This window comes from Aerococcus sp. HMSC23C02, assembly GCF_001806805.1.
Taxonomy (GTDB): Bacteria; Bacillota; Bacilli; order Lactobacillales; family Aerococcaceae; genus Aerococcus; species Aerococcus sanguinicola.
The window spans coordinates 91682-112635 of sequence record NZ_KV786040.1; the positions used below are offsets into that span (position 1 = coordinate 91682).

At 49.1% G+C, this 20954-nt stretch carries 17 protein-coding genes; 16 read left to right on the top strand and 1 reads right to left on the bottom strand.

The genetic code is table 11. From position 1 onward, the window contains the following. The first annotated feature begins 438 nt into the window (after positions 1–438). The gene (locus HMPREF3090_RS01240; RefSeq protein WP_246818684.1) at positions 439–2370 is read left to right on the top strand and encodes a purple acid phosphatase family protein; all 1932 of its coding nucleotides are present in this window, start codon (positions 439–441) and stop codon (positions 2368–2370) included. A gap of 123 nt (positions 2371–2493) precedes the next feature. Beyond that, entirely contained in the window at positions 2494–3819 is a 1326-nt protein-coding gene (locus tag HMPREF3090_RS01245) for a M18 family aminopeptidase (protein WP_067973283.1), read from the top strand. A gap of 2 nt (positions 3820–3821) precedes the next feature. On the opposite strand, the gene HMPREF3090_RS01250 is transcribed toward HMPREF3090_RS01245, so the two are convergent. Further along, complete coding sequence (locus HMPREF3090_RS01250; protein WP_067973280.1) at positions 3822–4685, bottom strand: Cof-type HAD-IIB family hydrolase; 864 nt, start codon at positions 4683–4685, stop codon at positions 3822–3824. 477 nt (positions 4686–5162) lie between these two features. On the opposite strand from HMPREF3090_RS01250, the gene HMPREF3090_RS01255 reads away from it, so the two are divergent. From HMPREF3090_RS01255 to HMPREF3090_RS01320, 14 genes are all read left to right on the top strand, one after another. Further along, a complete protein-coding gene (locus tag HMPREF3090_RS01255) occupies positions 5163–5852 on the top strand; it encodes a hypothetical protein (protein WP_067973278.1) in 690 nt (229 codons plus the stop codon). A gap of 10 nt (positions 5853–5862) precedes the next feature. After that, on the top strand, positions 5863–6084 hold the full coding sequence (locus HMPREF3090_RS01260) for a DUF2829 domain-containing protein (protein WP_067973273.1): 222 nt from the start codon (positions 5863–5865) through the stop codon (positions 6082–6084). Position 6085: 1 nt separating this feature from the next. Further along, positions 6086–6850 carry a 3-oxoacyl-ACP reductase gene (locus HMPREF3090_RS01265; protein WP_067973269.1) on the top strand — a complete coding sequence of 255 codons (765 nt, stop codon included), beginning with the start codon at positions 6086–6088 and terminating at the stop codon, positions 6848–6850. Positions 6851–7226: 376 nt separating this feature from the next. Beyond that, positions 7227–9689: a heavy metal translocating P-type ATPase gene (locus tag HMPREF3090_RS01270; RefSeq protein ID WP_070485755.1), complete on the top strand. Its 2463-nt coding sequence runs from the start codon at positions 7227–7229 to the stop codon at positions 9687–9689. Beyond that, positions 9689–9886 (top strand): heavy-metal-associated domain-containing protein, encoded by a 198-nt coding sequence (locus tag HMPREF3090_RS01275; protein WP_067973256.1) that lies wholly within the window; start codon positions 9689–9691, stop codon positions 9884–9886. Before HMPREF3090_RS01270 ends, HMPREF3090_RS01275 begins: the two co-directional genes overlap by 1 nt. A 605-nt stretch (positions 9887–10491) precedes the next feature. After that, positions 10492–11391 (top strand): TDT family transporter, encoded by a 900-nt coding sequence (locus tag HMPREF3090_RS01280; protein WP_230080843.1) that lies wholly within the window; start codon positions 10492–10494, stop codon positions 11389–11391. Positions 11392–11503: 112 nt separating this feature from the next. Next, positions 11504–12253: a PepSY domain-containing protein gene (locus tag HMPREF3090_RS01285; RefSeq protein WP_067973251.1), complete on the top strand. Its 750-nt coding sequence runs from the start codon at positions 11504–11506 to the stop codon at positions 12251–12253. Positions 12254–12316: 63 nt separating this feature from the next. After that, positions 12317–13276, top strand: a complete 960-nt coding sequence (locus tag HMPREF3090_RS01290; protein ID WP_067973246.1) for a nucleoside hydrolase — start codon at positions 12317–12319, stop codon at positions 13274–13276. 178 nt (positions 13277–13454) lie between these two features. Further along, positions 13455–14603, top strand: coding sequence for an ArgE/DapE family deacylase (locus HMPREF3090_RS01295; RefSeq protein ID WP_067973244.1), 1149 nt, complete (start codon positions 13455–13457; stop codon positions 14601–14603). Between the two features lie 156 nt (positions 14604–14759). Next, positions 14760–15485 carry a DUF5058 family protein gene (locus tag HMPREF3090_RS01300; RefSeq protein ID WP_070485757.1) on the top strand — a complete coding sequence of 242 codons (726 nt, stop codon included), beginning with the start codon at positions 14760–14762 and terminating at the stop codon, positions 15483–15485. Positions 15486–15496: 11 nt separating this feature from the next. Then, entirely contained in the window at positions 15497–16198 is a 702-nt protein-coding gene (locus tag HMPREF3090_RS01305; protein WP_067973238.1) for a hypothetical protein, read from the top strand. A gap of 498 nt (positions 16199–16696) precedes the next feature. After that, positions 16697–18703 carry a transketolase gene (gene tkt / locus HMPREF3090_RS01310; RefSeq protein WP_070485759.1) on the top strand — a complete coding sequence of 669 codons (2007 nt, stop codon included), beginning with the start codon at positions 16697–16699 and terminating at the stop codon, positions 18701–18703. Between the two features lie 413 nt (positions 18704–19116). Then, positions 19117–20109 (top strand): PTS sugar transporter subunit IIB, encoded by a 993-nt coding sequence (locus tag HMPREF3090_RS01315; protein ID WP_067973231.1) that lies wholly within the window; start codon positions 19117–19119, stop codon positions 20107–20109. Positions 20110–20137: 28 nt separating this feature from the next. After that, positions 20138–20950 (top strand): PTS mannose/fructose/sorbose transporter subunit IIC, encoded by an 813-nt coding sequence (locus HMPREF3090_RS01320; RefSeq protein WP_067973229.1) that lies wholly within the window; start codon positions 20138–20140, stop codon positions 20948–20950. Positions 20951–20954 lie beyond the last annotated feature (4 nt).

Genomic DNA, 20954 nt, shown 5'->3' on the forward strand with positions numbered 1-20954 from the left:
GAGTGACTTCAGCAAAAGGGAACGATCGGCTAAAACCGCTCTTATCCCTTTTGCCTCCAATCATTTAAGTCTGGACGCTCTTGCTCGCCCCCTTCCTAGTTGGGTTCGGCCTGGCAGAAATAGCTCCTCTTCACCAAAAGCCGCCGAAGACTTTCAGTCTTCTCTGGCTTTTGCCTCCAGAGGTCTATTTCTCCCGCCAGCCCTCACACCCTTCCTAGTCGGGTTCGCAAAGGCAGAAAAGGAGTGACTTCAGCAAAAGGGAACGATCGGCTAAAGCCGCTCTTATCCCTTTTGCCTCCAGTCATCCTTTTCTAACCGCCTTTGCTCACACCCTGTATACATTTACTTAATCCTTACCGAATGTTTACAGAGTATTTACATGCTTCTGTTATAGTTAGTCTTAGTTAGGTTTTTAGTAATAATAAAAGACCGATTAATTTGAAGGAGGAATCAGACCAGGTGAATTGGGATAGTAAGTTCAAGAAAGTTGGCCTCTTGCTGACGTCTGTGTTTGTGTTAGGGGCATGTGCCGAATCTGGGAATATTGCAGAGGAAGCGCCGGCTAAGGATGCGGTTGAGGAGAGTGTGGCTTCTAGTGAGTCCGCTTCGTCAGACCAAGCTTCTGAAAGCTCTGCGGCGTCTTCAGAGTCTAAGGAAGGCGAAGAGTCCGAGGAAGTTGATCCTGTCTATGGGGAAGAGAATGGCTTGGATTTAATTGAACTCCAGAATGAGAAGCCAGAAGTGGCCCCTGTTCCTGTCAATAATGAACCCAACCGGATCGCGACCAACCTTTTAGAAGAAACCAACGATGCCATGGGCTTCAACTGGTATACAACAGACCAGATGCCAGATGCTAAGGTCAAGGTATCTAAGTCAGAAGATATGTCCAATCCGCTTGAATTCGCTGCGGAAGCGACGGAAGTAACTTCTGAATATGCGGAACGCGACAAGGATGGCTACTATATCTATGCGGCAGCCACTAAGGATGAAGACGGTAACTTTATTGTCGACGAGAACGGTGAGCCGGAAGAAGTTGAAGGTTACTTCACCGACGAACAAATCACGACCGACAATACCGAATGGACTTCTGAAGGGAGCTCCTTGGGTTACTTGGAACTCCAAGATGTGACCGAATACTCCTACAAGGCTGAAGCGGATGACCTGGAGCCAGATACCCAATACTACTACCAAGTGGGTTCTGACGAGGGTGGCTATTCTAAGGTTGGTTCCTTCAGAACTTCTGGTGAAAAGGGCGAAGCTTTCCAATTTATCCACTATACTGATACCCAGAATGCTTATTGGAATGCCAATGTCAATAATGAGGCCGCTTACGGGGCAGACACCCTTGCCCATGCCCTAGAAGTTGCACCTGACGCTGACTTTGCTCTCCACACTGGGGACTTCGTTGAAGTGGCAGAAGTTGAAGACGAATGGGTAGATAACTTGGATATGTCCCAAGACCAAAACCTCCACTTGCCTCATGCCTACACCCCAGGTAACCACGATGAATATACCGTTCTAGGGGACGAAAAGGACTTAACCGCCTTTAACGAACATACCAATGTGCCGATTACCAATGACGCCATGACCGGGGGCTCCTACTATTCCTACGACTACAACGGCGCTCACTTTGTGGTCTTAAACACTAACGACAACAAGGAATCGGAAGATAATCCTGAACAAGGTGCTATCGGTAAGGAACAGATGGAATGGGCTAAGCAAGACATTCAAGAAGCCCGCGATAATGGGGCTAACTGGATCATCTTGGCCTACCATAAACCCATCTACTCGGCTTCCTACCACGCCCTCCAAGATGAGGACGTTCAAGTGACCCGGGAAGAATTCGCTAAATTAGCGGATGAACTCGATGTCGATGTGGTTCTCCAAGGGCACGACCACAACTTAACCCGGACCAAGTCTCTGGTTTATACTTCCGATAACTTCTCTTACGGTGAAGTTGAAGACACCGAAAAGACAGAAAAAGACGGCGTGGAATACCATGTGAATCCGGAAGGGGTAACCTATATCATCCCGAACACCTCAGGGACTAAGGCTTATGACGCCATCTACATGAAGGGTGCTGACCATGTTCACAAGGTCCGTCCAAAATTAGACTGGATGACCGAAGAAGATGTGGAACTTTGGAACGGCCTCTTCGATGTAGCCAAACAACCAGATGACTCACCTAAATTCGACCACAAACACGAAAACTACCGTCAATCCCAAAACCAAAACTTCGCGGTTTACACCGTCACCGAAGATGAATTTTTGATTGAATTCTATGAAATGAGCGGTAACCTCCACGAAGGGGAAGAACGGACGGTTGAACTGGTTGATTCTTACGGGATTAAGAAAGACCAGAATGCCTAAATTGATGAACTTATAACAAGAAAAGGATGCCGCGATGAACGTGGCATCCTTTTCTACTTTCTTTGCCTGGATGAATGGGGTATGCTAGTAATAATCAAGTTTTGAAATGAAGGAGAGATGGTTATGTCCCTAGATTTGACGGAAGAGTTGATTGATTTTATTGAGAAGTCTCCGACGGCTTTTCATGCGGTGGCGGAGATCCGGCGCCGGCTTTTGGACCAAGGCTTCCAGGAGCTGACGGAGGCAGAGGCTTGGCACTTGGCGCCTGGTCAAACTTACTTCACCACCCGCAACCAGTCCAGCCTGATTGCCTTTAAAGTGGCTGAAGATACGCATGACTATAGCTTTAATCTGGTAGCTTCACACTCAGATTCGCCCCACTACCGTTTGAAGGAGCGGGCAGAGTTGAAGGATGATAAGTATTTGCGCTTAAATACGGAGCCTTACGGAGGGATGATTGCCCAGTCCTGGCTTGACCGCCCCCTGTCTTTGGCGGGCCGTGTCTTGGTCGAGGAAGAGGGAGGAATCAGCAGTCGGCTCTTGGCCTTTGACCGCGACCTGGTCCTTATTCCGAACTTGGCTATCCACATGAACCGGAAGATGAACCAGGGGGTGGCCTTGAATCCGCAAGTGGATATGATCCCCCTCCTCGCTGGTAAGAAAGCGCAAAAGGGTGACCTCAAAGCTCTGGTGGCTGAGGAATTGGACCTGCCAGCTGACGCCATCCTGGATATGGAGCTGAGTCTCTACCACCGGATGCCTGGGCGGATTTGGGGTGCCCACAAGGAATTCTTCTCGGCTCCCCAATTGGATAACTTGGCCTCTGCTTTTACTACTTTGGCTGGTTTTCTCGAGGGGGAAGCTCACCATCCCCAAACAACCAGTGTCTACGCCTGCTTTGATAATGAAGAGGTGGGGAGCGGAACCAAGCAAGGAGCCTTGTCGACCTTCCTTAAAGATGTCCTGCGCCGGATCCACTTTAATCTAGGAGGCGATGAGGTTTCTTACTACCAGCGCTTGGCTTCGAGTTTCCTCATCAGCGCGGACAATGCCCATGCCATCCATCCTAACCACCCTGAAGTGATGGATGAAAGCAATTATCCAGAGCTGAATGCTGGGGTAGTGGTGAAGACCCATGCTGGTCAGAAATATACCTCGGATGGGGTCAGCCGGGCCCTTATCAAAGTCATTGCTAAAGAGGCCGGCGTCCCCCTTCAATTCTTTGCTAATCGTTCGGACCAGGCTGGCGGGTCTACTTTAGGTAACCTGGCCATGCAGCAGGTTTCGGTGAATGCGGTAGATATTGGCCTGGCCCAGCTTGCCATGCATTCGAGCTATGAAAGCGCGGGGGTCGATGATCCAGCCTACATGCGCGATCTCATCGTGGACTTCTTCCAGTACCGCCTCCGCCAAGATGATCAATCTGGCTTTAAACTTGACCGTAAGTAGACTTAGCCAATCCGACCAGCTAAGAGCTCTTGGATCATCCAAGCCGCTCCGTCCTCTTGGTTGCTAGGGGCTAGGGCCCTGGCCTGGGCTTGGACAGCGGGCTCAGCATTGCCCATGGCATAGCTATGTCCCGTGACGGCGAACATGGACAAGTCATTGTAGGAGTCACCGATGCTCAGGACCTCATCTCTTTGGTAACCGGCTTCCTCTAGGTACTTGGTTAAAGCCTGGCCCTTGCTCGCCTTGGCCTGGGTGATTTCTACATTATGGCGGCCTGAAGACGACAGGGTGAGGAGCTTGTCCCCAGCAAAATGCTCGCGGAAGCTTTGGCGGATGTCTTCCTGGTCTGTGAAGAAGATTAGCTTGAGGAAGTCCTGCTGGGGCAGCTCCTTAAGTCTGCCTATGTCTTGGATGAAGGCCTTGGCTTGGTCAATGTCGATAGCAGGTGTTGGGATACCTGCTTGCTGGTGGCTGGCCGCTTGATCTTTGAGAAAGCGGCTGATGCCTGCTTGGTAGCGGTCGGGATCGGTGGTGTAATAGCAATCCTGGCTGACGAGGGAATAGCGAACGCCTGCCTGGTCGAGGAAGTCGCGCATGGCGAGGACCTGGTCCTGGGGCAGGGGCAATTGGCTTAAGGCTTGGCCTTGGGCGGAGGAGACCAGGGCCCCGTTGAGGTTAATCATAGGGACCTGGAGCCCCTGCATGCCGATAATATTCTGGGCCGCCGCATAGCCCCGCCCTGTCACCGGCAAGAATTCGATCCCCTCTGCGATGGCTTGGTGAATAGCCTGGTGGGTTTGGGGACTCATAATACCTTGGTCTGTGAGCAGGGTGCCGTCAATATCAGAAGCAATCAGTTTTATCATCGAATCCTATCCTTTCTGAAGACTGTGTGATAAAGGGATATTTTATTAAGAGTCTGGTCTTCTTTTCCAGTTCTATCTTAAGATAAACTGTCTATCTTGTCAGCAAAAACTACTGGATCCGAGAAAGATTTGAACTTTCTTTCTCGGAACTTTAGGCCTAAACTAGGGGAGACTTGAACGAGGTCTAGGGGGCAAGTGCATACAAGGATAATGATACCTTTTCTCAGTACAAACGACATTCATCAGCTTCCTTAGCCCCTTTGAGATTTTCTTTTTAAGTTAAGCGTTAGTCTAATGGGAGACTGGCAGCTAGTAAGGGAGGCTATGGCCTGCCTTATACGAAAAAGTCGAGTAAGCGCTCGACTTTTTTGTTTTTTGATGGAGGATAAGGGCCTTTGTTTTAACTTTTGTCGGAGGCTTGCTATAATGAAGTTATAAGTAAGCGCTATAGTATTTGTTAGAATAGGAGAGATCATGATGAAAATGACAAAATTTGCTAGCAAGTTACTCTTGGCTTCCAGTGTGTTCCTCTTGGCCGCTTGTAGCCAGGATAGTGCACAGAATAATGAAGCAGGAAGCGTTAGCCAGGCCAATACGACTAGTCAAGCAGGGGAGGCAGCAGCCGATAGCCAAGCCGATGCAGCCAAAAGCCAAGACGGCAAAGATGATGCTTCATCAGCGAGCTCAAAAGATGCTGAGGAGGGGTCGAGCGACCAGTCCAGCCAGGCTTCTGACCAAGAATCTGCAGACGGCGAAGATGTAACAGTTCAAGGTTCTGCCCAGGGGGATGATTATCCTTATGGTGTCTCCGCTGAGAATGTCGGTGCTATCAGCTTTGTGATTCCCCATACCGTAGCCAATGCGCCACAGAATATTAACTTGGATAACAATGAAGGCTATGTGAATATTCCAGGCCAAGGAAATTTTGCTATGCAGATCAAGCAGGTTCCAACCAAGACTATCCAAGTCTTCTCTGCCCAATTGCCTGGTCAAATCCGCGACATTAAGGTGAATACGGTTGTTGAAGTGGATAATGACCAAGCGGACTTCCCTAAAGAATGGTATCTCTATTATAATGAACAAGGTGGTATTTCCTTAGCAGCCCCTAACTTTGCTGGGAACACGACCGCTGACCAAGCCAATACCATGCAAGAATATTTGAATTAGGAGATGTTGAATGACTTTTGAAGCAATTTTACCCCAATTAAAAGACGGCGCCCACATTATCCGTGAGGGCTGGTCGGGGGCCGAAGAGTATGTGTGTTATGTTGCCGGTCAGGAATATGAGGGCCGTCCAGTGACCCCTTATTTCTTGATTGCGGTGGCGGGAGAAGGTTTTAGTGTCTTCCAACCGACTGTTTGCGATCTTTTAGCTGAAGACTGGCGTTTGGTTGACTAAGATGGAATCTTTTCAAGCCTTTAGCCAAAGACAATCACTCAGGCGGCCGCTTAAGGTTCTGGTAACGGGCGCAGCTTCTGGGATTGGCCAGGCCCAAGCCCAGGCCTTTCTTGAAGCTGGCCACCAGGTCCTAGCTGTCGACCGAGCACCGATGGATTGGGCGGAAGGGCAAGACCAAGTGAGAACCTGCCAGCTGGACTTAAGCCAGGCTGAAGCCCAGACAGTTATCGCTGAACTTTTGGCGGACTGGGGGGCTCTGGATGTCCTCTGCAATACGGCGGGCATCTTAGACGACTACCTGCCCCTAGCTGAAAGTAGTCATGAGCTCTGGCAGGAAGTCTTTCGGACTAATGTGGACAGTCTCTTCTATGTGACCCAAGCGGCCCTGCCTTACTTGCTAGCGGCGCCCAGTTCGCGGGTGATCAACATGGCTTCGATTGCAGGTCTGACTGCTGGTGGCGGAGGCATTGCCTATACGGCGGCCAAGCACGCCATCGTGGGTTTCACCAAGCAGCTGGCCTATGATTATGCCAGCCAGGGACTTCGGGCCAATGCTATTGCGCCAGGTGCGGTGGCCACACCGATGAACGCCAAGGACTTCCAAGATGACGCTGAAATGGCCCAGTGGGTAGCGGATCAAACGCCCGTTAAGCGTTGGGCCGGTCCGGAAGAGGTTGCCTCCTTGACCCTGTTCTTAGCCAGTGATGGGGCCGACTATATCCAAGGCGCCGTGCTCCCCGTTGACGGAGGTTGGCTGATTCGCTAGTTTTAGTTTTATGATTTTTACTAAATGATATTGCTGAGCATCCGTTCCGCTTTTGAATTTGGTCGTTGAAGAGCCATGGCACCGGCTCGAGCCAAGGTCTCTCACCTAGCGAGCTTCAAATGGCTCGTACGGCTAATCGCCTACGATCCATAATTCACATCGCTTGCTTTTTCATGGCTAACGATCAAATTCAAAGTTCCACTGCTGCTCAAAACTAGCTGATATAACAATTGTCAATTAATTACTAGTTATTAACACTAAGAACTAGAGAATTATTTTATGATAAGAAGTGTGAGGGGTTGACAAGTGTAGATCAACCCCTTATACTTTAGATAGATAGTTTACAAATGTAGACAGAAGAAAGGAGCAGGATTGAATGACCAAAACAACTTACCCCATCACGGGCATGTCCTGCGCTTCCTGTGCTCAAACCATTGAGCGGGCAGTCAGCGGGATGGCTGGCGTGGATGAAGCCAATGTCAACCTCGCGACAGAGCAATTGACGGTGACTTATGATGAAGAGCGTTTAAAGCCCCAGGATATCGCAGCAGAGGTGACCGATGCCGGCTATCATTTAGAATTAGCTGAAGACAAGGAGACATTTGCGATTACGGGCATGTCCTGTGCCTCTTGTGCCCAAAGCATTGAAAGGGCGGTGTCGGCCTTAGACGGGGTCGAAGCGGCCAATGTCAACTTAGCCACTGAAGAGATGCAGGTGGTCTATGATAGTGGCCAAGTTTCTTCCCAGGCTATTGTCCAAGCGGTTGAAGAAACCGGCTACCAGGCCCAGACCAAGTCGACCGTTAAGCGGGCAGACAAGCAAGAAGCAAAGGATACCCAAATCCAAGGGCTCTGGCGGCGTTTTATCTGGTCAGCGGTCTTTGCGCTGCCCCTGCTTTATTTAGCTATGGGGGATATGGTCGGCCTACCTGTGCCAAGCTTCCTCGACCCCATGGCCCATCCTTTAGCTTTTGCCTTGACTCAACTCGCCTTAGTGCTGCCAGTTCTGATTTTGAACCGTGAATTCTTTACCACAGGCTTCAAGGCACTCTTTAAGGGCCATCCGAATATGGATTCCTTGGTCGCTTTAGGGACCAGTGCCGCCGTGCTTTACAGTTTGTTTAGCACCTGGCAAATTAGCCAAGGGGACGGTTCTTACGCCATGCGGCTCTACTATGAATCCGCTGGGGTGATCCTTACCCTGATTACCCTGGGCCGCTATTTTGAGAATGTGTCCAAGGGGAAGACTTCCGAAGCCATCCAGAAGCTGATGGACCTAGCACCAGAAACGGCTCGTCTGGTCCGTGATGGTCAAGTCGTTGAAGGCAGTGTTGACCAATTGCAGCCCGGTGATATCTTGCAGGTGCGTCCGGGTGAAAAGATTCCAGTCGATGGTGAGATCATTAAGGGTCAATCAGCGGTGGACGAATCCATGATTACGGGTGAAAGCATGCCAGTCGACAAGCAAGTCGGGGATTCGGTTGTCGGCGCTTCGATTAACAGTAATGGGAGCTTCCAAATGAAGGCCAGCAAGGTCGGCAAAGATACCAGCCTGGCCCAAATTGTTCGCTTAGTCGAAGAAGCTCAGGGCTCTAAAGCGCCAATTGCCCGCCTAGCTGATAAGGTGTCTGGCGTTTTTGTCCCCGTTGTCATTGTTTTGGCGGTGGTTTCAGCCTTGGCTTGGTGGTTAATCGGTGGGGAATCTTGGAACTTCGCCATCACCATCCTAGTGTCTGTTTTGATTATTGCCTGTCCTTGTGCCCTGGGCTTGGCCACGCCAACTGCGATCATGGTCGGTACCGGCAAGGGAGCAGAGAATGGCGTCCTCTTCAAGAGCGGGGATGCCCTGGAAACTGCTCAAGAAGTGACGACGATTGTGTTCGATAAGACGGGGACGATTACGGAAGGCAAGCCGGTCTTGACCGACTTAGAAACTTACAGTGAGCTCAGCCCTGAGGACGTGCTCCGCTTGAGTGCCTCAGCTGAACAAGGCTCGGAGCACCCGCTCGCCCAAGCCATTATTGAAGGGGCTCAGGAAGCGGACCTGACTCTGGAAGAGAGTGACGACTTCGAGGCCTTAAGTGGACGCGGGATCCGTGTTCGCTTGGATGGACAAGCCCTCTACCTGGGTAATGCCCAATTGATGGCAGAGCAGGGCGTTGACACTGAGGCAGCAGCGGAACAAATGGACCGTCTGGCTGCTGAAGGTAAGACTCCCATGCTTTTGGCTCGTAACCAGGAGCTTTTAGGCTTGGTGGCTGTGGCAGATACAGTCAAGGAAGATAGCCAGGCTGCCATCCAAGCCCTCCATGAGATGGGGCTCAAGGTCGTGATGCTGACAGGGGACAACCGTCGAACTGCGGAAGCCATCGGTCGCCAGGTCGGCATTGACCAAGTGATTTCTGAGGTCCTGCCTGAAGATAAGACCCAGCAGGTGGCCAAACTCCAAGGCCAAGACCATAAAGTTGCTATGGTCGGGGACGGGATCAATGACGCCCCCGCCTTGGCCCAAGCGGATGTTGGGATTGCCATTGGTTCGGGGACAGATGTAGCCATCGAATCAGCAGATATTGTGCTCATGCGTTCCAGCCTGCTCGATGTCCCAACCTCTATCGAACTGAGCCGGGCCACCATCAAGAATATCAAGGAGAACCTCTTCTGGGCCTTTGCCTACAATGTTCTAGGCATTCCAGTGGCCATGGGCGTCCTCCATATCTTCGGTGGGCCACTCCTCAACCCGATGATCGCTGGGGCCGCCATGAGCTTTAGTTCCATCTCAGTCCTACTAAATGCCCTTCGTTTGAAAGGCTTTAAACCATCGAGTCAGGAGATGAAATGATGACTAAGACTTACCCTGTCTCTGGGCTCAAGTGCCAAGGATGTAAAGAAAATGTTGAACAAGCACTCAGCCAAGTCTTCGGCGTAGAAAGTGCCGAAGTCGACCTCGACCAAAAACAAGTCACAGTAAGTGGTGACTACGAAGTCGAAGACTTAAAACAAGCCCTAGCTGGGACCAACTACCAGTTGGAAGACTAGTGCCATTAAAAAATAAGCGCCAGACGCTGTTATGATTCCTAAACTTTGGATCCTTCATCCAAACTTTTAGGGGCAGGGCAGTCGTGCTGGTGCTTTTTTGTTGGGCTTGCTGGGGTGGCTTGGCCCAATCATCCTGATGTAGTCGAGGGCGTTCGGGGTGTGGACCCACAATCAGAAGGCTTGTGTGGGGGTTAGTTATCGTCAAGCCACACTCAGGGGACTTGTTTGTGTGTTGCTCATCGTCAAGCCACAATAGGAAGCTCTGTTTGGGTGTTGAATAGCGTCAACTCACAATCGTAACTTTTGATTGAATGTTGATCAATTTAACCGCCAGCCTTCACACTCTGTGTAGTCGGGTTCGAGGGTGCAGAAAGGGCTCCTCTTCATAAAAGCCCGTCGAAGGCTTTCAGCCTTCTCTGGTCTTTTACTCCAGAGGTCCCTTTCTCCCGCATCCTCTCACACCCTGATTCAATTTTCCCATATCCTTTGACCGAAAACTGCTCATTAAAGTTGTCTGCTTCTTTGCTATAATTCAAAAAAAGGCAAGCATGTCTTTAGATTTAGGAGGATAGTTTATGACTTATTTGAAGAGGCAACCTTTTGCTATGTCAGGTTTGATTTTAGCACTGGCGACTTCGGGCAACTTGCTTCAGTCCTATAGCCAGTCCCTGCGCCTTATTCTTGGTGGGCTAGCTTTAGTCTTATGGTTGACTTATACTTTGAATTTACTTGTTAATTATGCAACTTTTAAAAAGGAAATGCAGGATCCTTTGCCAGCTTCTGTTTTTCCAACCTATGCAATGGCCATAATAATCTTGACAACTTACTTAAGGCCACTTCTGGGCCTCCCTCCTGGTCTTGCTGAAGGAATTTGGTACTTGGCCCTTGCTTTTAATTTATATCTTTCTATCCGCTATGCTTTTCGCTATCTTCCGCAGAGGCAGATACAGCAAGTTTTTCCTTCTTGGGGAGTGGTTTTTGTGGGCTTTGTCGTTGCAAGTGTGACGGCTCCAGTATATGGCAACTTGCTCTTAGGACAAATTCTATTTTATCTAGGTTTATTGGGAGGGATTCTGGTGATGCCTTTCATGCTCTACCGGGTCTATGTTTTACATGATCTCTCCCAACCTGCCCAGCTAACAACCGCCATTCTCTGTGCGCCTTTCTCACTCTTAGTCGCTGCCTATGTGAGTAGTTTTCCACATCCTTCACACTTACTCTTGGCCCTTCTTCTGCTAGTTGCTCAGGGTCTCTATGTCAGTATCTTGGTCCAGCTGCCCCGTCTGCTTGCTTTAGGCTTCTTTTCAACGTCGGCCGCTTTGACCTTTCCACTCGTTATTTCTGCTCTTTCCTTAAAATTAGCCCTGCCTGTTCTGACTTGCCAGCTAGGTGCTGCCAGCTTGCTGGTCCATTTGGAAACTTTTATCGCTGTAGCTATACTGGTCGATGTGACTTACGGCTATTTGAAAGATATTTTTCATTCTCGAGAAAGCGCTAGGGCCTAGGTCTTATTTTTCTTTCTTTAGCTTGTCCTGAAGGGCTTTTGAGTGCTTCTTAGAGGCAGATGTGCTAAGCTAAATTTATGACATGTGATATGCTTTTAAGGAGGAATATCGAATGAAAAAATGGATTAAACGGACTTCAACTGTTTTGCTGGCTTCTACTTTCTTGGTGGCCTGCCAGGCTCAACCGAGCGAGGAAGCCAAACGGGTGGATCCTTTAACACAAACAGAAACGAGCCAGGATAGCCAGGACCAAGGCCAAGAGAGCCAGTCTTCAAGCGCATCCAAGGAAAGCAACAAGTCTAGCCGCAATGAAGCTAGTCAAAATGATCAAGAGGATAAAGGCGACCGAGATGACCGAGAAGAAAGCTCTCGTCGGACTTCGTCAGAGTCTAGCCGGTCCCAGTCCGACCGCCGCGGGGCTAAAGTTGACGTTGCAAGAATTAGCGAGGACTTAGAAGAAGCTGTTGCGAGCTTCGAAGACCAGTTCCCAAGTGCTGAATTGACTAGCATTGAAGTGGAAGCGGAAGGCGATTCTCGTTTTGAAATTGAAGGGGAAGATGACGACAAGGATTACAGCTTGACCTTGGCGGATGACTTGGCCATTGTTGAGAAGAAGGAAGAAGTGGGCAGTGCCAATGATCCTAAAGACCGCTTCCAATTAGACCAAGTGATTAGTTTAGAAGAGGCTACTGAAATTGCCCTTAAGGAAGCGCGTGCTGACCAAGCCACGCAATGGGAACTTGAGCGCGACAGCGATGGCAAGTTCTACTGGAAGGTGGACCTCCGCGATGGCCGCCAAAGCAAGGGCGAAGTGAAGATTGATGCTGAATCTGGAGAAGTTGTTGCCTACGACCAAGATTAGTTTAGAGATTTGACCGTCCAGTAAGGCCTCGTGCCGGAACCGTGTGAATAAGGAGTAAGAACCATGACGAAAAAAATTATTCTCGATTTGGATACAGGGATCGATGATGCCCTGGCCATTGCCTACGCTGTTGCTTCAAATGAAGTTGAATTGATCGGCATTACAGGAACTTATGGGAACGTCTTGATGGCGGATGGCCTTCGCAATGCCTTGAAGCTCTTGGATCTTTTTGGTCAGGACCAGGTGCCTGTTTTTCCTGGCCTAGCCCATGCTAGCGACAAGTCTGACTTTGAAGTCTTAGAGGTTTCAGCCCTCATCCATGGTGAGGATGGGATTGGCAATGTCGACTTGGCAGATTCAGCCCGCCAGCCTAGCCAAGAATCCGCTGTTGATTTTATCCTGTCGGCTTGCGACCAGTATGGCGAAGACTTAATCATTGTGGCTACGGGTCCCATGACTAACCTCGATGCGGCCTTGGCCCAAGATGAAGCGACCCTCAAGAAGGCCGGTAAGATTGTCATTATGGGTGGGGCCTTAACGGTCTGCGGCAATGTGACCCCTTATACGGAAGCTAACATCAACCAAGATCCAGCGGCAGCTGACCGCTTGTTCAGAAGTGATGTCCATGTGACCATGGTTGGCTTGGATGTGACCCTCCGCACCCTTCTGACCTATGAGGATACCGCGAAGTGGCGAGCCCTAGGGACAGAAGCCGGCCGGGTTTTGGCTGATATTGTCGACTACTATATCAAAGCCTATGAAATCACCTCACCCCATCTGAAGGGTTGTGCCCTCCACGATCCCCTGGCCGTTGCGGTAGCCGTCCAAGAAGATCTGGTGGACTACCTGCCCCTCAATATGAAGGTGGAAACAGAAGGTGCCAGCCGGGGCCGGACTATTGGCGATAACGAGCGCTTGAATGATCCAGACCCTAGCATGTCAGTTGCCATCCAGGTGGATACGGACCGCTTCCTCGAAGAATTCATGACCCGGATTACCACCATGCTAGCCCAAGAAGCTTAAATATAAGTGACTAAGATCCAGCTTTGTCTGGATCTTTTTTCTTACATTGAACGTTATATAATATAACGCAAAAAGAACTAATAATTGCCAAAAGCACTAAAATCAGATAAAATATAAGTAGCTTTTAATCTTTTTTGACATAATATATGACATTTACTGAGAAGAAAGGTAGATTAGGATGAATAAAGAAGAACGTATCAAAGTCTTACAGGACATTATTCAGATTCCAAGTGAAAATGACCATGAAGAAGAAGTGGCTAAGTATATTGCTGATCTTTTGCAAGAACATGGTATTGACAGTCAATTGGTAGAATATGCCCCAGGACGGAGCAGCTTAGTGGCTGAAATTAAGGGCCAAGAAGAAGGTAAGGTCTTGGTTTATAGTGGCCACCTGGATGTGGTGTCAGCCGGTGACCATGAGGAATGGAGCCATGATCCTTTTGGGGCTGAAATTGTGGACGGCAAGATGTACGGACGCGGGACAACAGATATGAAATCGGGCCTGGCCGCTATCGTGATTGCTCTGATTGAATTGAAGGAAGCCAATGCGGACCTCAAGGGGACCCTGCGCCTAGCCTTAACGGTTGGGGAAGAAATCGGCATGTTAGGTTCGGAACAATTGGTTGATGAAGGTTACCTCGATGATGCTGACGCCTTCTTGATTGCTGAACCGAGCGGGAATGAAGCTATTATTAATGCCCACAAAGGCTCTATCCAGTATGAAGTGATTTCCCATGGGGAGAGTGCCCACAGCTCCATGCCGGAAGAAGGGATCGACGCCATCCAGCTCTTGGTGGACTACATCAATATCATGAATGACAAATTCGACCAAGCCTTTAATACGGATGAAGCCTATAATGACCAACTGGGCCGTTCGCTCAATGTGAACACCGTGATTGAAGCGGGAACCCAGATCAATAGTGTCGCCAGCAAGGCAGTCATGAAGGCTAATACTCGGGTGGTGCCAGAAGCTGGCAATGACTTAGTGGTTAAGATGATGCAAGACACCATGGATGAACTGAACGAGAAGAATGACGGTCGTCTGGAATTGAATCTCTTACAAAACAATCCAGCCGCTGAATCAAGTCCAGACAATGCCTTAGTCAAGGCTATCCAAGCTTCAGCTGATTGGGAAGTGGGGACCCAAACCCTAGCTGGCGCAACCGACGCTTCCAACTTTGGCCGGATTAGTGATGACTATGACTTGGCAGTCTTTGGCCCAGGGGAAACCTCCCGTGCCCACAAGCTCGATGAGTATGTAGAAGTAGCAGACTACTTGAAATTTATTGACCTCTATATAGAAACAGCTAAAACTTACTTAGCCTAAAAATGACGGGCCTCTATCGGAGGATAGCTGGCGATCTGTCGTACTCTTGCTTAAGCGATGAGTCAATCATTAGCTAGCAAGGCAAAAAATCTAAATAACGAAGAGGGGACTGGGATGAGCTCCTAGCCTCCTTTTTTATCAAAGGAGATGAAAATAATGAGTGACTATTTAAAAGTTGCCAATAGTCCGGTGGTCTTTGCTCTCTGTGCCTTGGTTATTGCAATTGTTGTCATCCAATCCCTGCTCTTTATTCGTAAAGCTTGGAAGCGGGGTTTGGAACTTGACATGGAAAAAGAGGTACTGAAACGGGCTATGACCAATAGTGCGCTTCTATCCATTGTGCCTTCTCTTCCTATTATTGTCATGATGCTCGCCCTGTCGGTGCCCCTGGGAAAATATTTCCCATGGTTGCGCTTGTCCATTGTCGGCTCTGCCGTCTACGAGGGGTCAGCGGCTAATATTGCCGCCCAAAGTCAAGGGTTAACGGATATTTCCGACCCGGGCCTAACGCCAAAGGTCTATGTGATTATTATGTTTGTGATGACGATTGGAATTATCTGGGGAATTCTTTTTAACATTCTCTTCATGGGACAATTGGATAAGATGTCTCAGAAAATGCGGGAAAATCCTAAGAGTAAGGCTTTTGTAGGGATCTTCTCTGCAGCCCTCTTTACCGCTATGCTGATTACCCTATCCACGCCTTATGTGGCCAATGTAGCCAATATTTCGTCGATCATAGCTTTTGTGGCGGCTGGCTTGTGTACCCTGGTCCTCAATGCCTTATCCAAACGTTACGACCAGCGGCTCTTGAGTGACTTCTCGATGCCCATTTCCATGATTGTGGGTATGTTGGCCGTCATTATCTACGCTAATGTCTTTTAGGAGGTGCTTGTATGGCAGAGAATAAGAGAAAAATTGAATCCGATACCCAATATAGCCGGGAGATTAACCGCTTGGGGCGGATCACGAGTATTATTGCCTTAATGGGGATGTTCATGGTGCCTCTAGGAACGGCTTACTGGTTAGGTGTCGGTCTTGATTTTGGCAAAGCCCTGGCCGCTGCTTCAGGGCTGATCGCGATCTTCCTTCCCACAGCGGTAGTTGAGAATATTTCCTTCTATCCCATCCTCGGAGCAGGCGCTATGTATCTCAGTTCGATTACCGGGAATATCACAAACTTGAAGATTCCGGTAACTGTTGCCGGTCAAAAGATTGCTGGTGTGGAACCAGGCACGGATAAGGGGAATGTGATCGCCATTATCTGTGTAGGGATTTCTTCCATTGTGACTATAATTATTTTGATCCTAGGGGCCTTCTTGATCGGTTCCTGGTTGGTTCCTATCCTGAACCACCCCTTCCTGAAGCCAGGTTTTGACCAAATCATTCCGGCTCTCTACGGTGCCATTACGGTACCTCAGATCCTCAACCACAAGAAGTTATCCCTAGCTCCTATCTTATTTGCGGTCGGGATCTTCTTAATCCTAGGACCCCAGGGCTTCGCCCAATACCAGTCCTATATTCTCATTTCTTGCATGATCATTTCGGTAGCTACCGCTTACTTCATGTATAAGAAGGGGCATTTAAGTGAATATTAAAGTGTATGTTTGTACTTAAAGTTAGCTAATTCTGAAATACTGGAGTGAAATCCCCCTTGAATAGATTTCAAAAATAAAAATCTATTCAAGGGGGATTTTTATGTCTTTCAATAGAATAATTCTTTTGCGGAACGCTCTTGTGACAGCTGGCCTTGTGAAAGGAGATGTTTTATGACTAATTTTATAAGGATTTCAGACTTTTAATTTAAGCAATCAATGTTCGAATAATATATTTAAAATGAGCAGTAGTGAAGCTTTAATTATGGTTGTTAGCCATGAACAAGCGAGGCAAGGCTGTAAAGGCTAGCGGGAGAAATAGATCTTTGTGAAGTGGTTCAGAGCTTAACGATTTTTGTCGCACTCTCACTTCCTACTTGCTGGAAATCGGATGAAAATTTAATTTAAACATTGCATATCCCGGGCGCTTCTAGGATAATAGAAGTGATAGACTGTAACCGGGTCCAAGGACCTAGAAATAATAATTTAGAGGTGAAGTAATTGTTCGATAAAGTTGATGAGCTCGGCGTAAACACGATTCGTACCCTCAGTATGGACATGATTGAGAAGGCTAATTCTGGCCACCCCGGCTTACCCATGGGTGCAGCGCCAATGGCTTACGTGCTCTGGACGAAACACTTAAAAGTGAACCCTAAAACGTCAACAAACTGGGTTGACCGTGACCGTTTTATTCTTTCTGCTGGTCATGGATCAGCTATGCTTTATTCGCTCTTGCACTTGGCAGGTTATGACGTGACTATTGATGATCTCAAGGCATTCCGCCAATGGGAAAGTCGGACACCAGGCCACCCCGAAGTGAACCATACAGACGGGGTTGAAGCGACCACTGGACCACTCGGCCAAGGGATTGCGATGGCTGTTGGGATGGCCATGGCTGAAGCCCATTTAGCCGCCCGTTATAACCAAGCCGACCACAAGATTGTGGACCACTATACCTATGCCCTTTGCGGGGATGGGGACCTGATGGAAGGGATCTCCCAAGAAGCAGCTTCCTTAGCTGGTCACCTAGGTCTCGGCAAGTTAGTGGTGCTCTACGATTCGAACGATATTTCCCTAGATGGTCCGACCTCTAAGGCCTTCACAGAGAATATCCAGCAACGTTTTGAAGCGAATAATTGGCAGTATCTCCGGGTAGAAGATGGTAACGATATGGCAGCCATTGACCAAGCCATTAAAGAAGCCAAGGCTCACACGGACCAACCGACTCTGATCGAAGTGAAGACAGTGATTGGTTACGGGGCACCTAATGCTGGCAGTTCAGCTGTCCACGGGGCACCCCTAGGTAAGGAAGGCATCCTAGCAGCCAAGGCTATCTACCAGTGGGAAAACGATGATTTCTTCGTTCCTGAAGAAGTTAAGGTTCGCTTCCAGGAAGAAATGGTAGAAGCTGGCGCTCAGGCTGAAGCTGATTGGGAAGCAAGCTTTGAGGCTTACCGCCAAGCTTATCCAGACTTAGCCCGCGACTTTGAGCTGGGCTTCAGCCAAGAATTACCGAGTGACTGGGCAGAAGACCTGCCAGTCTATGATACAGATTCCAAGTTGGCTTCACGCCAATCCAGCCATGAAGTCCTCCAAGCCCTCTCAGAGAAATTGCCTTATCTCTGGGGTGGGGCAGCTGACCTGGCGTCTTCTAATAAGACCATGGTCAATGCCGAAGAAGATTTCACAGCTGACAACTATGCTGGACGCAATGTCTGGTTCGGTGTGCGTGAGTTCGCTATGGCAGCGGCGATGAATGGGATCCAACTCCACGGCGGCAGCAAGGTCTACGGGGGGACCTTCTTCTCCTTTGTTGACTATCTCCGCCCAGCCCTCCGCTTGGCTGCTATTCAAGGGACAGCGCCTGTCTTCGTGATGACTCACGACTCCGTAGCGGTTGGGGAAGATGGCCCAACCCACGAGCCTATCGAACAATTAGCCAGCATCCGCTGCATTCCTAATGTGCAAGTCATCCGTCCAGCAGATGCCAACGAAACTGTTGCGGCTTGGAAGCAAGCGATTGAAAGCCAAGATCAACCAACTGTTCTTGTTCTTAGTCGTCAAGGACTTCCAAGTCTAGAAGCGACTGTTCACGCACCGATTGATAAGGGAGCCTATGTAGTGTCACCCGCTCAAGGAGCCCACGACCAAGCAGCCGGCCTCCTCTTAGCAACTGGCTCAGAAGTTGCCCTAGCTATCCAAGCCCAAGCTAAATTAGCTGAAGATGGGGTGGACGTAGCGGTTGTCTCCATGCCAAGCTGGCACCGTTTTGAAGCCCAAGATGAAGCTTACAAGGAAAGCATCCTCCCAAGCCAAGTCACCGCCCGTCTGGCTGTTGAAATGAGCGCCTCCTTTGGTTGGGAACGTTATACTGGCAGCCAAGGCGCCAGCCTGACTATTGACCAGTTCGGTTTCTCTGCCCCAGGCGACTTGATCCAGGAAAAACTAGGTTTCACTGCTGACAATGTAGCAGACAAGATGCGCCAAGTGATTGATAAGCAAAAATAAATCCATTAAAGGATAAGGCTGTGCCAATTGAAGGCACAGCCTTTTTCTTATTTAGCTTCTTTATTACATGGTCTTGGTGAGCAGACGTTACGCTTTTGAATTTGATTATTAAATATTAATAGAAAGCCTTTAAACACTGACCACTAACATGAAAAATAATAAAACCGTTATTAATTGCTTAGCCTTACTAGAACTCTGTTACACTATATTTAAATAAAAAATAAATAACGAAGGGCCTGCTCACTTGCGGTGTCGATTAAGGATTGTTTCTTTTGTAAGCCAACAGACTTACGAAATCCTGGTAAACGAAAGGGATTTGACCTTGAAAGGAAAGTTTAAAAAAGGTATAATAGATTAGTAATCGTTTTCATTAACTTTTTATATTTATACTAATTGACCAAGGAGGTATTGAGATGGTTGGAATTATCCTCGCCAGTCACGGTGAGTTTGCGAATGGTATTTTGCAATCGGGTGCCATGATCTTTGGCGACCAAGAAGATGTAGCGGCAGTGACTCTGCTTCCTTCTGAAGGCCCCGACGATGTGCGGGCCAAAATGGAAGAAGCTATCGCATCGTTTTCTGATCCTGACCAGGTATTATTTTTAGTTGATTTGTGGGGAGGGACGCCCTTCAACCAGGCCAGCAATCTCTTTGAAGGCCACGAAGACAGCTGGGCCATTGTGTCCGGGATGAACCTGCCTATGGTGATCGAGGCTTACGCTTCACGCTTTTCGATGACAACTGCCCAGGAGATTGCCGGGCATATCCTAGCAACAGCTAAAGAAGGCGTCAAGCCCCTACCGGAAGGCTTGGCGAAAGATGAAGCAGAGACAGAGCAAGTCCAAGCTGAAGAAGCTCCCGCCAGCAGTGGTCAGGTGGGGAGTCCTGGACAGATGGATTTTGTCCTGGCTCGGATCGATTCCCGGCTCTTGCACGGTCAGGTCGCGACAGGCTGGACCCGGGCTACTCATCCCACGCGGATTATTGTAGTATCGGATGCGGTAGCTAAGGATGAGCTGCGCACCCAACTGATCAAGCAGGCGGCCCCATCTGGAATTAAGGCCCACGTGATTCCGATTGACCAGATGATTAAGATCGGTAAAGACCAAGAACACTTCGGTAAGGAACGGGCGCTCTTGCTCTTTGAAAATCCCCAAGATGTCTTGCGGGTAGTTGAAGGCGGCGTCCCACTGGAAGAAATTAATGTGGGCTCTATGGCCCACAGCAAGGGGAAGGTCCAACCCAACAAAGTCTTGGCCTTCAGCCAAGAGGATATTGACACCTTTAAAGCCTTGAAAGAGCAAGGCCTACGTTTCGATGTCCGCAAGGTTCCGGCTGACCAAGGCGACAATATGGACAGTATCTTACAGCAAGCTCAGAAAGAACTCGACAAGCAGAACGCATAGAAATATCGCTTAAGGAGGAAGCAGTCTTATGGATTTAAATATTATCCAAATTATCTTAATTATCTTTATTGCCTTCTTAGCTGGTACCGAGGGGATCTTGGATGCCTGGCATTTTCACCAACCTGTGATTGCCTGCACTTTGATTGGTCTCGTAAGTGGCCAGCTAGGACCCTGTCTGATGCTGGGTGGTTCCTTACAGATGATCGCCTTGGGTTGGGCTAATATTGGGGCAGCGGTTGCTCCGGATGCGGCCCTAGCCGCTGTGGCATCAGCTATTATCTTGGTCTTAGGGGGGCAGGGGCAAGCCGGAATTGGTTCAGCCATTGCCTTGGCCGTCCCTCTAGCTGTGGCGGGTCTACTTTTGACCATTATCTGCCGGACCCTAGCAACTGGGATTGTCCATATTATGGACGGGGCCGCTGCTGAAGGGAACGTTCGTAAGGTAGAAATCTGGCATATGATCGCGATTGTCATGCAAGGGGTGCGGATCGCCATCCCTGCTGCTCTGATCCTAGCTATCGGGGCAGGTCCTGTGCGTGAACTTCTCTTGGCTATGCCCGACTGGTTGACAGATGGTCTGTCCATTGGCGGGGGCATGGTGGTTGCTGTGGGTTATGCCATGGTGATCAATATGATGGCTACCCGGGAAGTTTGGCCTTTCTTTGCCATCGGTTTCGTTCTTGCTACGATCCAGGAGCTGACCTTGATTGGACTTGGGGCAATTGGTATCGCGCTCGCTTTACTTTACCTCCAACTCTCTAAAATGGGCGGGTCGTCGAACGGCCAATCCGGACCTAAACATACCGGGGACCCTGTCGGCGACTTGATTGATGACTATTAAAGAA

Bases quoted from the DNA above. Each gene is read 5' to 3' on its own strand.
- HMPREF3090_RS01245 (WP_067973283.1), top strand. From the start codon at position 2,494: ATGTCCCTAGATTTGACGGAAGAGTTGATTGATTTTATTGAGAAGTCT.
- HMPREF3090_RS01250 (WP_067973280.1), bottom strand. From the start codon at position 4,685: ATGATAAAACTGATTGCTTCTGATATTGACGGCACCCTGCTCACAGAC.
- HMPREF3090_RS01255 (WP_067973278.1), top strand. From the start codon at position 5,163: ATGAAAATGACAAAATTTGCTAGCAAGTTACTCTTGGCTTCCAGTGTG.
- HMPREF3090_RS01260 (WP_067973273.1), top strand. From the start codon at position 5,863: ATGACTTTTGAAGCAATTTTACCCCAATTAAAAGACGGCGCCCACATT.
- HMPREF3090_RS01265 (WP_067973269.1), top strand. From the start codon at position 6,086: ATGGAATCTTTTCAAGCCTTTAGCCAAAGACAATCACTCAGGCGGCCG.
- HMPREF3090_RS01270 (WP_070485755.1), top strand. From the start codon at position 7,227: ATGACCAAAACAACTTACCCCATCACGGGCATGTCCTGCGCTTCCTGT.
- HMPREF3090_RS01275 (WP_067973256.1), top strand. From the start codon at position 9,689: ATGACTAAGACTTACCCTGTCTCTGGGCTCAAGTGCCAAGGATGTAAA.
- HMPREF3090_RS01280 (WP_230080843.1), top strand. From the start codon at position 10,492: ATGTCAGGTTTGATTTTAGCACTGGCGACTTCGGGCAACTTGCTTCAG.
- HMPREF3090_RS01285 (WP_067973251.1), top strand. From the start codon at position 11,504: ATGAAAAAATGGATTAAACGGACTTCAACTGTTTTGCTGGCTTCTACT.
- HMPREF3090_RS01290 (WP_067973246.1), top strand. From the start codon at position 12,317: ATGACGAAAAAAATTATTCTCGATTTGGATACAGGGATCGATGATGCC.
- HMPREF3090_RS01295 (WP_067973244.1), top strand. From the start codon at position 13,455: ATGAATAAAGAAGAACGTATCAAAGTCTTACAGGACATTATTCAGATT.
- HMPREF3090_RS01300 (WP_070485757.1), top strand. From the start codon at position 14,760: ATGAGTGACTATTTAAAAGTTGCCAATAGTCCGGTGGTCTTTGCTCTC.
- HMPREF3090_RS01305 (WP_067973238.1), top strand. From the start codon at position 15,497: ATGGCAGAGAATAAGAGAAAAATTGAATCCGATACCCAATATAGCCGG.
- HMPREF3090_RS01315 (WP_067973231.1), top strand. From the start codon at position 19,117: ATGGTTGGAATTATCCTCGCCAGTCACGGTGAGTTTGCGAATGGTATT.
- HMPREF3090_RS01320 (WP_067973229.1), top strand. From the start codon at position 20,138: ATGGATTTAAATATTATCCAAATTATCTTAATTATCTTTATTGCCTTC.